This window comes from Pseudoalteromonas prydzensis (assembly GCF_001661495.1).
Lineage (GTDB): Bacteria > Pseudomonadota > Gammaproteobacteria > Enterobacterales > Alteromonadaceae > Pseudoalteromonas > Pseudoalteromonas prydzensis.
Window position 1 is genome coordinate 211,285 of record NZ_BDDT01000005.1, and the last position, 13,389, is coordinate 224,673.

Annotated in this window: 13 protein-coding genes; 1 reads left to right on the forward strand and 12 read right to left on the reverse strand. The window is 40.8% G+C overall.

Annotation, left to right across the window (positions count from 1 at the left end):
* The first annotated feature begins 268 nt into the window (after positions 1-268).
* Positions 269-700, forward strand: coding sequence for a hypothetical protein (locus tag A7968_RS11770; RefSeq protein ID WP_064666776.1), 432 nt, complete (start codon positions 269-271; stop codon positions 698-700).
* Between the two features lie 40 nt (positions 701-740).
* On the opposite strand, the gene A7968_RS11775 is transcribed toward A7968_RS11770, so the two are convergent.
* The 12 genes from A7968_RS11775 to A7968_RS11830 all read right to left on the reverse strand — a co-directional run bounded on the left by A7968_RS11775 (position 741) and on the right by A7968_RS11830 (position 13,346).
* Positions 741-3,473: an ExeM/NucH family extracellular endonuclease gene (locus A7968_RS11775; RefSeq protein ID WP_064666777.1), complete on the reverse strand. Its 2,733-nt coding sequence runs from the start codon at positions 3,471-3,473 to the stop codon at positions 741-743.
* A gap of 137 nt (positions 3,474-3,610) precedes the next feature.
* Complete coding sequence (gene hemB / locus A7968_RS11780; RefSeq protein WP_064666778.1) at positions 3,611-4,618, reverse strand: porphobilinogen synthase; 1,008 nt, start codon at positions 4,616-4,618, stop codon at positions 3,611-3,613.
* Between the two features lie 9 nt (positions 4,619-4,627).
* Entirely contained in the window at positions 4,628-6,478 is a 1,851-nt protein-coding gene (locus A7968_RS11785; protein WP_064666779.1) for a sensor domain-containing diguanylate cyclase, read from the reverse strand.
* Between the two features lie 2 nt (positions 6,479-6,480).
* Positions 6,481-7,263 carry a TatD family hydrolase gene (locus tag A7968_RS11790; protein ID WP_064666780.1) on the reverse strand — a complete coding sequence of 261 codons (783 nt, stop codon included), beginning with the start codon at positions 7,261-7,263 and terminating at the stop codon, positions 6,481-6,483.
* Complete coding sequence (locus tag A7968_RS11795) at positions 7,263-7,793, reverse strand: hypothetical protein (protein WP_064666781.1); 531 nt, start codon at positions 7,791-7,793, stop codon at positions 7,263-7,265. The genes A7968_RS11790 and A7968_RS11795 overlap by 1 nt, the downstream gene beginning before the upstream one ends.
* Complete coding sequence (tatC, locus tag A7968_RS11800) at positions 7,794-8,537, reverse strand: twin-arginine translocase subunit TatC (protein WP_064666782.1); 744 nt, start codon at positions 8,535-8,537, stop codon at positions 7,794-7,796.
* Between the two features lie 47 nt (positions 8,538-8,584).
* Complete coding sequence (gene tatB / locus A7968_RS11805) at positions 8,585-8,917, reverse strand: Sec-independent protein translocase protein TatB (RefSeq protein ID WP_064666783.1); 333 nt, start codon at positions 8,915-8,917, stop codon at positions 8,585-8,587.
* A 5-nt stretch (positions 8,918-8,922) separates the two neighbouring features.
* Positions 8,923-9,162 (reverse strand): Sec-independent protein translocase subunit TatA, encoded by a 240-nt coding sequence (gene tatA, locus A7968_RS11810; protein ID WP_064666784.1) that lies wholly within the window; start codon positions 9,160-9,162, stop codon positions 8,923-8,925.
* 67 nt (positions 9,163-9,229) lie between these two features.
* Positions 9,230-10,837, reverse strand: a complete 1,608-nt coding sequence (gene ubiB / locus A7968_RS11815) for a ubiquinone biosynthesis regulatory protein kinase UbiB (protein ID WP_064666785.1) — start codon at positions 10,835-10,837, stop codon at positions 9,230-9,232.
* A gap of 18 nt (positions 10,838-10,855) precedes the next feature.
* Entirely contained in the window at positions 10,856-11,461 is a 606-nt protein-coding gene (locus A7968_RS11820) for a ubiquinone biosynthesis accessory factor UbiJ (protein ID WP_064666786.1), read from the reverse strand.
* Positions 11,462-11,501: 40 nt separating this feature from the next.
* Positions 11,502-12,257 (reverse strand): bifunctional demethylmenaquinone methyltransferase/2-methoxy-6-polyprenyl-1,4-benzoquinol methylase UbiE, encoded by a 756-nt coding sequence (gene ubiE / locus A7968_RS11825; protein ID WP_064666787.1) that lies wholly within the window; start codon positions 12,255-12,257, stop codon positions 11,502-11,504.
* Positions 12,258-12,359: 102 nt separating this feature from the next.
* On the reverse strand, positions 12,360-13,346 hold the full coding sequence (locus tag A7968_RS11830) for a GGDEF domain-containing protein (protein ID WP_064666788.1): 987 nt from the start codon (positions 13,344-13,346) through the stop codon (positions 12,360-12,362).
* Between the last annotated feature and the right edge of the window lie 43 nt (positions 13,347-13,389).

A 13,389-nucleotide genomic window follows, 5' to 3' on the forward strand; every position in this document is an offset into this window, starting at 1 on the left:
TACGCCTTTTGTAGCCTCATTCACACGTACCTAATCATTTATTACTTACTCTAAAAATATCAGCAGTTCATAAGTAGTAGCTTCAATGTTGATTATCCAGAAAATAAAAACTAATTGTTTGTTACTAGGGAAAAAGTAGTACAAATACTTGAATGAGGGTAGCTAAAACGGGTAAGATAGCAGCCTGTGGCCATCTGTATGGTCATAGAGGAGAAACGGAAGTCTCTCTAAGAAAGAGACATATACATGTACTGTTTAGGACGTTTATATGAACGCAATTAAATTGAGCCCAAATTGGTTGTTACAGCTAGTAATAATACTCATTGTTGCTATGGTGGCTTTATCATCAACACTTATCTTTACTGTTGATCAAACTGTTTTAGCTTTAACTATCGCTGTGATTGTATTTATGATCTCCATTGTGAATATAATTAATCTGCGGTTTTTGCACTGTTATAAAGCGGGGATCTATTATTCTCAAGGTATAGGAAAGAAATATATCAACGCAGACGAAATAGTTGATATTCACTTTCATTCATTAAAGCTATTGACCGTGCTTGTAGTAGCGTTAGAAGACCAAAAGGTAGTTCGCTTTTATAACTGGCAGTTTGATGCTCAAGCCCAGCAGTCAATTAAGTGTTGGTATAGAAAAAAGAAAACAAGTTGTAATAAGTTACAACAAACACCGTGTAATGCATAAAAAGAAGGCCGCTGTTTAGCGGCCTTTTTCTATTTTACTACTATGCTTTTTTACGACGTAACAGGGTTAGCGGTAACGCTAGTAATGTTAGCCAAAACAGTGAGCCAGAATCATCATCATCATCTGATTTATCATTATTGATATTAATATAGACAAGTTGTGCATTTGATAAGTTACCAGCACTGTCTTTAGCTTGTACCATCAATGTGATTTTTCTTTCAAATTCGAAATCCAAATCGCCCGCCACAATTAACTGTCCTTGTTGGTTAATAGTGATGGCATTATGTCCTTGGACTATAAATTCAACAACTGGCGTGTATTGGGCATCGGCATCGGTGAATTCCAATTGACCAATAACAGTACCGATAGCGCTATTTTCTAATACGCTGAAGCTTTGCTCTGGCGTTAGTACAGGCGCTTGTGGCTCTGGTATTGGTTGTTCAGCAACAGCAGACTTTATATCAACTATCACAGGATCATGATCCGAGGCTCTATATGCATCGCTTGCATATAAACTTACTTGTTGTGCAGCTGATTTAAACTCAACATTATAGTCTAAGCTGATTGGCTCATCGGCATTGATATGCCAGTCTGTTGCAGCCACTACTTTGGTTAGCAAGCTTGGGCTAGCTACAGCGTGATCTAGGCTACCCAGTCGGCCTGAGAAGCTATATGAATAGCCAAGGGTATTGCCGTCTAATTCTGCAACAACATTCTTGAACCCTTTATCAGCAAACGCGCGGATTGGATCTTCCATTGCGTAGGCGTTCATGTCGCCGACTAAGATGATATCTTCATCATCGACACCAGTCGGAGCAGTGTTTAGCCAGTCAGCGTAAGCATTGGCACCAGCCACTCGAATTTCATTCCAACATGCTTGGCCATCGCCTAAATCAGCATTATTGCCATCGGCGCTGCCACAGCTGCCTTTTGATTTTAAGTGCGCAACTGCAACAGTAAACACTTCATCAGTTGTTAATGACTTAAAGCTTTGCGCAATAGGTGCGCGGTTACTGTAATCAAACGGTGCTTGTGTAGTAATCGCAGCGTTGCCAACTTCGACGACTTTATTTGCACGGTAGATTAATGCCGTGGTGATTTGATCAGTACCTATTTGATTTACGTTAAAATCAACAAATGCGTAGTCATTTACAGAATCTTCGTCATTAAGCGCAGTGACTAAGCTGGCAATCGCGCTAAACTCGTCAAAACCATCATTTTCGATTTCCATTAAACCGATAACATCGGCTTCTAATGCAACAATTGCACTGACAATTTTTGCTTGTTGGCGAATAAATTCAGCTTCACTGTCTGCACCACGGCTGGTTGGGAAGCCTGCACCTTGACCATCACCGTTAAAGTAGTTTAGAACGTTAAAGCTAGCGATACGTAAGTCAGCATCAGCATGAAGTTCTGGTGCCTCAGTACGGGGGTTAGTTGCAACAAAAGTTGGTTGTACGGTTGGGTGAATACGATAGCGATCAAAGCTGTATCCTAGAACACCAGTAACGGTATTTACAGTATCGCCTAGGCGCAGCGTATTGTATGCATCTAAGCCAGTGCCTGGGTAAGCGATTGGATCAAGATTCTGCTTTGTTGAGCCATCATCAAGTAAGATTTGTTTTTTGCTGTTTTCGGCTTCTACGGCATTAGCAGCATCACCTGGGAGCGCAATTTGTGTACCTTGGTATAAGCGCTCTGTTGCTAGATCAACTTCACCGTAACGACCTAGGCCATAGTTATTGGTAACAACAAGAGGCTGCTCTAAAGTAACTAGCATGCCTTCATAGGCTTCTAAATCAGCGACATCGGTAACAGGCAATGATATTTTAGTTGCTGTGGTTGTAAGGCCTGTAGCACAGACTTCAACTTGGCTGACATCGCCAATTTGGGTGGCATTAAAGTACTCTGCGACACTGCCTTTAACGCGCACGTGGTCACCTACATTGACATCGGTATCAGCAAAGTACACAAAGACCCCTTCAGAAGTAAGTGGGTTTGTATCAACATCTGCATCAAGTGATGTAATAAAGAAGCCACTTAATTGCTCTGCACCTTGAAAATCAGCAGTTACAACACCTTCCAGCTCAACTTCAGTATTCAATACTGGACTATCACCACCTTCACCTTGAATTGCGTTGATAAGGGTTTTCGCTGCGCCACATTCAAGTGGTGTAACCGGTTCTGGTTCCGGCTCTGGCTCAGGTTGATTGTTTTCACCATGAAAACCAAGACCACTGAAATCATCTTTATCGAATTGTAGCCATTGCTCACTGGGATCAAACGCGCTAGTTGCATCAGTGCGGCCTGATGTTATATCAGATTTACGGCGTAGAGTTTTATCTTTAGTTGTTACACCACCATTGCTCCAAACCCCATCAGCTCCTATTTGACCAAAGCTATCAACTACATTGTTGTCCAAGGTAAGGGTTAAAGCATCATCACCATTAAAGTTTACTGCGCTACTGAATAGATCTGCTTTATTCTTTAATTCATCTACAGCCCTACTATCAGAAGTAACAATTACATATGTGCTGTTTGCGGCTATAGAACCCGTTAGGTCCTCGCTTGATGTCGCTGATACATTTTTATTTGAAAATAAATTAAGTGTATAACCGTCTAGAGATATAGCTGCTGATGAGGTGTTATAGATTTCAATCGCTTTATTGTAACCGCCGCCTTCAACATATTCTGAAATTATTAAATTAGCGGAGGCTGGTGCACTGAGGCTTGCAATAACAAGCGCCAATGGCGTTATTTTTGTATTAAACATTTTTATTTTTCCCGTGTATTGTGTCCCGAATGGGACAGTTAGTGTAAGGAAAATTTATGACAAATAAAATACAAAAAGTTAATGAGATGAAAATAAAAAGAGCGCGTTAGCACTCTTTTTCAATTATAGTGAAATTATTACTTTTTAAGCAATTGAGCGGCTTGTTTAGCGAAGTAAGTCAAAATACCATCGGCGCCTGCACGCTTAAATGCGAGTAGTGATTCCATAATGGTTGCTTCTTCAGCGAGCCAGCCATTATCAATCGCCGCTTTATGCATGGCGTATTCACCGCTGACTTGGTAAGCAAACGTTGGCACACCAAACTCGTCTTTAACCCGGCGGACGATATCCAAATACGGCATGCCTGGTTTTACCATCACCATGTCGGCACCTTCTTGTAAGTCTAAGGCTACTTCACGCAATGCTTCATCAGAGTTTGCTGGATCCATTTGGTAGGTTTTTTTATCCGCGCCTTTTAGATTTCCTGCTGAGCCAATCGCATCTCGAAATGGGCCATAGTAACTAGAGGCGTATTTAGCTGAGTAAGCCATGATGCGAGTATGAACAAAGCCATCAGCTTCAAGGGCTTCGCGAATTGCGCCAATGCGGCCATCCATCATATCGGAAGGCGCAATAACGTCTGCGCCAGCCTCTGCGTGAGAGAGTGCTTGTTTTACTAAAATCTCAGTAGTGACATCGTTAATTACATAGCCTTCATCATCAATAATGCCGTCTTGCCCATGTGTTGTAAAAGGATCAAGAGCACCATCAGTAATCACTCCCAACTCAGGGAAGGCTTCTTTAAGAGCGCGGACAGTTCGTTGCACTAAACCATCTTCGTTATAAGCTTCTTCGGCAAGCAATGATTTTTTGTCGCTTGGTGTTACTGGAAAAAGTGCGATAGCAGGAATGCCTAAATCGACCAGCTCTTTCGCTTCAAGTAATAGTAAGTCAATTGATAAGCGCTCGATACCTGGCATTGACTCAATCGCTTCGCGGCGATTATTGCCTTCAAGCACAAATACAGGATAAATTAAGTCATTCACACTCAGTTGGTTTTCGGCCATCAAACGGCGAGAGAAATCATTACGGCGCATACGACGCATACGAGTGTAAGGGAAAAGGTCGAGACCTGATTGGGCCATTATTTGCTCCTAGTCTAAAATTGGAAAGCTAACTACACGATTACGACCACTTTGTTTGGCATGATAAAGTGCTTTGTCGGCGCAGCCTGTGAATAATCCTGGGTTATTAATGTCTTCAGCGATGGCGCTATACACACCAGCACTAATGGTAAACGTAATTTCAGTATTTGCTACGGTAATTGTAGCATCTAAGATTTCTTGACGTATTTGCTCTGCTAATTCAATGGCACCGCTGAGCACTGTATTGGGCAATAAAACTACAAATTCTTCCCCCCCATAACGGGCCACTTCGTCGAGTGGGCGCTTTAGGCGGTTTTTTATAATGTCAGCTACCGCACGAATCGTTTGGTCGCCAATTAAGTGCCCGTAAGTATCGTTAATACTTTTAAAGTGATCAATATCGAGCATTATTATACTCAAAGGAGTTTGCTCTCTACGTGAGCGACGTAAGTCCATGACTAGCTTTTTATCAAAGTAGCGACGATTTTTGATTTTTGTTAGTGGGTCTTCCATATTAATTTGCTCAAGCGCGCGGTTTTTTTCTTCAAGCTCGCGTAAGGTAACTTGTAGCTCAAAGGTGCGCTCTTCAATATTTGCTTCGAGGTCTGATCTCGCTTGTTCTTGTAGTGCTAAACGCTCTTGTAGTAATGCATCATGCGCTTCACTTTGAGCTATTTTACTTTGTTGGGCTGCGACTTGCGCGTCACGTTCGATTAAAAAATGTTTTATGGTGGCAAAGCTCAGACTGAGTGAGCAAATTAAAAAACTAAAGAATACAAACGGCAAGCCACGGGTATTAAAATCATAAATATCAAATACCACAGTTATCAAATATAGCTGCGCAGTAAAGAGTACCAACATGCCACATAAAAGTGCATTTAGGGGCTGTGTTTGCTGCTGGCGAATATCGATTACTAATGCTGTTATATGCAAGAGCATAATAATAGGAGGTATAAACAGGCAATAACTCAACATGATATTGGTCGGCAGTAACCAAATAAAAAACAGGCTGATAAGCAGTAACCTATTACCCCATGTATATAAGGGTTGTAATAATGTTGTTCCTGATTGACGTAACTGTTCAAATAATGGTTTGAATAAGCAAGTTGCCAATACGAGTAAACTTGGCACTGTCAATTGCTGTAGAGCAGGCAAAGATGGGTTGAAATAGCGATAGCCAAAGCCATATAAATAAATTAACAATAACCATAAAGTGATTAAAATAGTGCCGCACAGAGCAAAGTAACGTTTTCTAGAAAAACTAAACATAACTAAGCTTGTGATTGCCAACGATAAAATAAACCCGACTAATAAGCCATACAGTAAATTAAACTTACTTTTATCTTTTAAATACTCGTCTTGCTGCCATAGGCTCAGTGGTACTCTGACACCATCTAAACTTGCAACATGAAGCAATACAGTGGAATTACTGGATGGTGGTAGCGTGAGCTTGATTAGTAACGATTCTGTTGCAATTTGCCGATTGTTTAGGGGTAAGGCATCACCAATTTCTTTAGTCAATAAAGTGCGCTGTTTAACGTAGTGATGTACTGCGACTTTATCTAATAATGGATTATCAATAGACAATAAAACAGCTAGCTCTGAATCTTCTGTATTAACCAGTTGCAGGCGTAACCAGACGGCCTGGTTGGTTAGTCCTAAATTGAGTGCTTGATCTGTAAGCTGTTGCCACTGCGGACCCGTTGCTTGTTTAGCTTGCTCCAGTGTTAAGGACTGCAGGGAATACTGAAAAGGAATATCCTGTAAGTGTTTAAAGTGGTTATCTAAGGCAATATTAGTGGCATGAGAGGTAAATGTAATCAATAACAAGCTACATAGCAGCAACCAAACACGCTTCATTATCAGCCCTTGTGGTTGAATAACTGTTGGAAGTTAAGTGTAGTTTGCTTTGCAACTGTTGCAAATTCTAACCCTTTTAAAGCCGCAATAGTTTCGCAGATATGTGGTAAATAACTTGGTTCATTGCGGCGAGACTTTGGTTTTGGCGTTAACGTACGAGGGATCAAAAATGGCGCATCTGTTTCGATTAATAGTCGCTCTAGAGGAATGCTTGGGATAAGCTGTTGCAACTGTTTGCCACGGCGTTCATCACATACCCAGCCAGTAATACCAATGTATAAGCCTAACGCTAAATATTTTTCAAGTGCGTGTTGATCGCCAGTGAAACAATGTAAGACACCACGAACAGAGTATTGCTGTAAAATTGCTAGCATATCTTCACTGGCATCGCGTTCATGTAAATAGACGGGCAGATTTAATGCTACCGCTAAAGCTAACTGTCGGTGTAATACAGAACGTTGGGTTTCACGGGGGGAAAAGTCACGATTATAATCTAATCCACACTCGCCGATAGCGACCACTTCTGGGGCTGTTGCAAGTAAGCGTAATTGCTCTTCAAGTTGCTCATTGACTGACTTGGCATCATGCGGATGAACACCTGCGGTGGCGAGTAACGTGAACTGTTTTGCTAAATTTAAAGCTTGTTGGCTGGAATCGATATCGCAGCCAATTAACAGCATTTGGCTAACATTGTGTGCTTTTGCACGCGTTATGATAGCCAAATGTTGATCATCAAATTGATGATTGGTGAGGTTTACGCCAGCATCAATGAGGTGAGTGGTCATTAATTAGTGCGCTTTACGCGGATCGAACGATTCTGGCCTGCTTTTTTCAATAAAAAGGAGTTGAACATACCTCGTTCAATCACAACGGTATCATTATTTGTCAAACGTAAACGATCAGAGCCAACTTGACGCCATTGCTGACCATTGTCTAAGGTGATAATTAACTCGCCATAAGGCGCTTCTTCCACATTGGTTACCACGGCAGAAATTTCATCGTCGTTATCTTTGCTGACTTCTTTGTGTTCAAGGCCAAAGTCTTCGTTTTTAGTTTTAACGATCTGCTCGCCCGCAGCAACTGTGCCTGTTGCTGCAGCAACCGCTGGCGCTGCACTATTTGCCGGTGGCGTTAAGGTTTGCGAGGTGGTGGGTTTGCTTAACGATTTACCTGCCATAGTGTTGTCATAACAAAGCAGGCGGTTAAAGTCATTTTCAACAAACGTACAAGCCTGTAACGCCTGTAGATTCACTTCACTGGCATGTACCATTGGAATGCTTAGCAAAGCAAGTATTGGTAGTAATTGTTTTTTCATTTATTCCTCTGACTCATTTTGCTGAGGCTTAGCGCTATAAAAGGATGCTAAAATTAACCCCAATTCAAATAACAGTAGCATGGGAAATGCTAATAATGATTGCGAAAGTACGTCGGGTGGTGTCAAAAACATCGCGACTACAAAAACACCGACCACAATATATGGACGCTTTTCTTTTAAACTCTGCGTAGTCGTAGCCCCACTAAAACACAACAGCATAATAGCCACCGGAATTTCAAAGGCGACCCCAAAAGCAAAAAACAGCTTTAAGGCGAAGCTTAAGTAGCTACTAATATCTGGCGCCAAGGTCATCATTTCTGGACCAACACTGGTAAAAAAACCAAGAATGATTGGTAGTACTACAAAGTAACAAAATGCGATACCACTATAAAACAATATAACACTTGATGCCAAAATCGGCATTAGCATGCGTTTTTCATGCTGGTATAACCCAGGTGCAATAAAGCCCCATATTTGGTGTAATATAAACGGAAACGCTGCAAATAAAGCGACAAATAAGGTTAACTTAAATGGTGCAAAAAAGGGTGCCGTTACATCTGTGGCAATCATAGTTGCGGTGCTTGGTAAGTGCGCAACTAAAGGCGCTGCAACAAAACCGTATATATCGTTTGCGAAATAAACTAATGCAATAAAAAAAAGCAAAATAGTTAGTAAGGCTTTCATTAGCCTGTTTCGCAATTCAATTAAATGACTTACAAAGCCTGATTTTACTTGTTCAGTCATAATTTAACTCGTTACCGATATATAGACCACAGCTAACAAAAATAATTTCATTTTTGTTCATCAATATTCGCTTTTTTGGTTAGATCCGAGGCGGTTTTTTTATAACTATGGGTGACGGAGTCGGCGGCTTTTTGCAGCTCGTCAACTGAGTCTTTTATTGCGGGGTTGAGATCTTGCATGCCTTGCTGTTCAGCTTTTTTTAAATTTTGATGCAACTCATGCACTCTTAATTCTTCGTTGACCTCGGCTTTCACCGAGTTTGCCAAAGACTTTATCGTCTTTATCCAGCGGCTTACCGTGCGGATCGCAACAGGCAAGCGCTCAGGACCAAGCACCACTAAGCCGACGATTAAAACTACAACCAGTTCCCACATACCCATGCTAATTAAGCCTTATGGTCTTCTTTGCTTTTATCAACAGATTCTTTATTTTGTATTGGGTTGTTTGCTTGCTCTATAGGTTCTGCAGGTTTATTTTGCTCATCTTCAGAGACCGCTTTTTTAAACCCTTTAACAGCATTGCCTAAATCACCGCCAATTCCACGCAACTTCTTAGTGCCAAAAAGCAACACAATGATTGCTAATACAATTAATAATTGCCAAATACTAATACCGCCAAAACCCATGGTTTACTCCAAATTTTATTGTATGTTTACGCTGATTATACTCAGCAGAATGTAAATAGCACTTAGTTTATGCGTTTCGCCACGCTAAAATAAAGCCAATTATTGAACAGCTTGCAGCAACACTTGCCGCGATAAAATCATGCTGTAAGTAACATAATCCCGAGACTATCATTGCTGCGCCTGCAAATACGCCAAGTAACAACGGCTTATGTGATGGCTGCGGCAATGGTGCTTGGTTGTTGTGCTGTTGTTGCTGCTTTAGGTTCTGATAAATTAAATCAGGCAGCTCAGGCATCTTTTCAGCCCAAAATGGTAAGTTTGCATACACTTGCTTAAACACCGACCAAGGACCTACCTGCTGTTTTACCCAATCTTCTAAAAACGGTTTTGCTGTTTTCCATAAATCTAATTGTGGATATAGCTGCCGCCCTAGACCTTCAACATACAGTAAGGTTTTTTGTAGTAGAACTAATTGCGGTTGAACCTGCATATTAAAGCGACGAGCGGTATTAAATAGATTAACTAGCACATGACCAAATGAGATCTCAGCGAGCGGTTTATTAAAGATTGGCTCACAGACAGTGCGAATGGCAAATTCAAACTCTTCGACGCTGGTATCTTTTGGAACCCACCCTGAATCAACGTGCAATTGTGCGACTTGACGATAGTCGCGATTAAAAAAGGCGATAAAGTTTTCCGCTAAATAGCGTTTATCTTCTTTATTTAACGTGCCAACAATACCGCAGTCGATACCGATGAATTTGGGATTTTCAGGGGTATCGTAAGAGACAAACACATTACCAGGGTGCATGTCAGCATGAAAAAAGCTATCTCGAAAAACTTGGGTAAAAAACACCTCCACACCACGCTCAGCGAGTAATTTCATATTGGTGTTTTGTGCAACTAATGCATCTGTATCAGACACTGGAATACCATAAATTCGTTCCATAACCAGTACATTTACACGGCTGTAGTCGCTATAAACAAAAGGAATATAAAGGGATTCAGAGCCTTCGAAATTACGTTTTAACTGAATTGCATTGGCGCCTTCACGCAGTAAATCCAATTCATCAAGTAAGGTTTTTTTATACTCTTTAACAACCTCAACAGGGCGTAATCTTTTTGCTTCGTTGATCAATTTTGCCACGACTTTGGCAAATTGTTCCATTAATGCCAAATCAGCGTCAATTTGTTCTCTGATATCAGGGCGAATGACTTTGATAACCACTTTTTGTGGTTGATTGTGTTCATCGATTAAGGTTGCAGTATGCACTTGCGCAATGGATGCTGATGCTAAAGGCGTTTGTTCAAAGTCGCTAAAGTATTCGCTAATGTCATTTATCTCAAGCGCGTTTTCAATTAACTTTTGCGCTAACACGCCATCAAACGGCTGTACTTGATCTTGTAATAAGGCCAGCTCTAGTGCGATATCCAGTGGTAATAAATCACGCCGAGTAGATAACATTTGGCCAAACTTGATCCATACGGGCCCTAATTGTTGCAATGCTAAGCGCAGCCTTAAACCAGCAGGCTTTTCTGGATGCTTGTTCTTTAGCCAAAACAAACATGCACGACTCACTTTGCCATACCAAGGTATTTTTTGTGGTGGTATTAACTCATCTAAACCATAGTTAAGAAGGGTTTTAGTGATGTTATAAAGCCGAGCAGCTGACACAAATAATCCTTACTGATTTTATTTAGCTTGAAGTAATTGGTTAATTCGCAACTCAAGTTGCGCAGTATGACTTTTCAGTTGACGTGTGTGTTGCTTAAATTGTTCAAGCTCTAAAGGGTGAATAGTTACTTTGAGCTCGTCTTGACATAATGTTGTTAGCGTTGTCGCCAGCTGTTTGTTGGTTTTTTTGCCTTGTTGCTTTGCTTGCTTAAGCAACTGCCATAATTGCTGGGCTGGCGCATCACCTAGATAAGTTGATAAATGTTCTGGCCAGTCGATATCAAGTGCTGCAAAAGCATTGCTAAACCCCTGTGCTATATGTAAGTCGCCTTGTAAATCAAGTTTATCTTGGCGAATTAACTGAGTGAGCATGGCCGGATTTTTAAGTGCCATTAAGGTCTGAATATCAGCACTGATCATGCAATCAAATTGCTGCTCAGTGGTGTTATAAAGATGCAGTTGCTGGCCTGTAAATACCACTAAAAACTGTTGCTGCCAATCGCGTATATCAATTAATAGGCGTTGTTGAGCAATTGGGGCGAGTCTATCGCTAAGGGTTGGGTCGAGCTTAAGCGCTGTATTTAAAATACGTTCTACTAGTGCGACAATAAAATTATTTAACATACCAATACCTTAGCAATAAATGTTATGAGCTTGGCGGCTGTTAATATTTAAAGCCGCGGTGTAATGCCACAATCCCACCAGTGAGATTTTGATAAGTCGTTTGCTCAAAACCAGCGTCATTCATCATTGCTTTTAGTGTTTCTTGATCTGGATGCATACGAATAGATTCAGCTAAATATTTGTATGATTCACCATCATTTGCAACCAGCTCACCCATTTTCGGTAATAAGTTAAATGAGTAAAAGTCATAGGCTTTACTGAGTACTTCATGTTCTGGCTTAGAGAACTCCAATACCAGCAAACGGCCACCAGGCTTTAAAATACGGTACATTGAACGCAGCGCTTTGTTTTGATCTGTAACATTACGCAGACCAAAGGCAATGGTAATCAAATCAAAGCTGTTGTCAGGGAAAGGCAGTGCTTCGGCATTCATTTGCACGTAGTCGATGTTACCAACTAGTCCTAAGTTATGCAGTTTTTCACGGCCTACTTTCAACATTGATGAATTGATATCACCTAAAACAACTTGCCCGGTATCGCCAACAAGTTGGCTGAATTTAGCGGTTAAGTCGCCGGTACCACCTGCTAAATCAAGTACATGGTGACCTTTACGAACACCTGAGCTAGCAATGGTTTGGCGTTTCCATAAGCGGTGAATACCAAACGACATGAGATCATTCATTACATCATATTTAGTTGCCACAGAGTGAAACACATCGGCAACCATGGAAGCTTTTTCGGTTTCGGCAACGGTTTTATAACCAAAATGTGTGGTCTTTTCTGGATTCTCGTTCATGATTAATCTCTATCGTGGTAATAAAGACTAGTGTACTTGATTGTGCCTGTGAGGTGCAATTTGAATCTGGTTAAATTGCTTGTGGATCAAACTGATTAACGATTATTGACCGGCAATAAAGCTGCTTTGACCAAGTGATCTTGCTTTATGTGCGGCGTTGGATGCTTTGCGGGCAAGGTTATTAAAATCTTTTTCATCTTGATGTTTAGCAATACCTAATGACAGGTTGATTGCGGGTAGTTTAATACCATTTTTAGAACTGACAAAACGCAGTTTTTCTACACCATTACGGACTTTCTCGGCAATCACGTTGGCTGTATCTGGGTCAATATCAGCTAATAATATGGTAAAAGCATCTTTGCTAGTTCGCCCAGGTAGGCCACTTTCAAAGACATATTTTTGAATCTGCTTAGCGACCTTACTTAAAATCACTTCACCAATTACATCACCATAGTTATCAATAAAATGATCTAAATTATCGATTTGGATGGCAATGGCACACACCGATTTATTTTGGTCTAACCATAATTGGGTTTGTTGATTTAAATAGTGGCGTTTGAATAAGCCGGTTTGCTGGTCGGTAATATGTTTTTTGCGTAATTGCACAAGTTGCTGTTGGGTTTTTTCTTGTAATCGCTTTGCTTTGATCAGCTCTTGTTTAAATTGTTTATGTTGGGTGAGTAAGTGGGCTGTTTGTTTATTTAATGTCTCAAGCGCTTGACGACTTTGGGAAACATTATTTTCATCGAGCGAATGTACACAGTCACTGACTTGACTAGCAAAACGGATAATATCTTTTTCGGTTGAATGCGCGCTACGCGACAATGAATTGATAATACCGTCCACATTGCGCACCATACTTGTTTCGGCTTTGTGAGCGTGATCCATATAATCGAAATACAATTGCTCAATGTAGACACAGTCAATTTCTTGGCCTTGAGCAATAGCGCGATCAAGGGTGGCGTTTAAATTCGTATTAGCTTGACTAACGTAGGTATAAACGACGTGATAATTAAGTGGGGTCGGTGGTAATATGTGATGCTCTAAAAAGATACATACCTTGGTCATTTTTTCTTGAGCAATAGCCATGGAATCATGGAACATCATTGTATACACCAATTAAATATACGTA

Coding starts and splice junctions, on each gene's coding strand:
- A7968_RS11775 (WP_064666777.1), bottom strand. CDS start 3,473: ATGTTTAATACAAAAATAACGCCATTGGCGCTTGTTATTGCAAGCCTC.
- hemB (WP_064666778.1), bottom strand. CDS start 4,618: ATGGCCCAATCAGGTCTCGACCTTTTCCCTTACACTCGTATGCGTCGT.
- A7968_RS11785 (WP_064666779.1), bottom strand. CDS start 6,478: ATGAAGCGTGTTTGGTTGCTGCTATGTAGCTTGTTATTGATTACATTT.
- A7968_RS11790 (WP_064666780.1), bottom strand. CDS start 7,263: ATGACCACTCACCTCATTGATGCTGGCGTAAACCTCACCAATCATCAA.
- A7968_RS11830 (WP_064666788.1), bottom strand. CDS start 13,346: ATGGCTATTGCTCAAGAAAAAATGACCAAGGTATGTATCTTTTTAGAG.
- A7968_RS11795 (WP_064666781.1), bottom strand. CDS start 7,793: ATGAAAAAACAATTACTACCAATACTTGCTTTGCTAAGCATTCCAATG.
- tatB (WP_064666783.1), bottom strand. CDS start 8,917: ATGGGTATGTGGGAACTGGTTGTAGTTTTAATCGTCGGCTTAGTGGTG.
- ubiE (WP_064666787.1), bottom strand. CDS start 12,257: ATGAACGAGAATCCAGAAAAGACCACACATTTTGGTTATAAAACCGTT.
- tatA (WP_064666784.1), bottom strand. CDS start 9,162: ATGGGTTTTGGCGGTATTAGTATTTGGCAATTATTAATTGTATTAGCA.
- A7968_RS11770 (WP_064666776.1), top strand. CDS start 269: ATGAACGCAATTAAATTGAGCCCAAATTGGTTGTTACAGCTAGTAATA.
- tatC (WP_064666782.1), bottom strand. CDS start 8,537: ATGACTGAACAAGTAAAATCAGGCTTTGTAAGTCATTTAATTGAATTG.
- A7968_RS11820 (WP_064666786.1), bottom strand. CDS start 11,461: ATGTTAAATAATTTTATTGTCGCACTAGTAGAACGTATTTTAAATACA.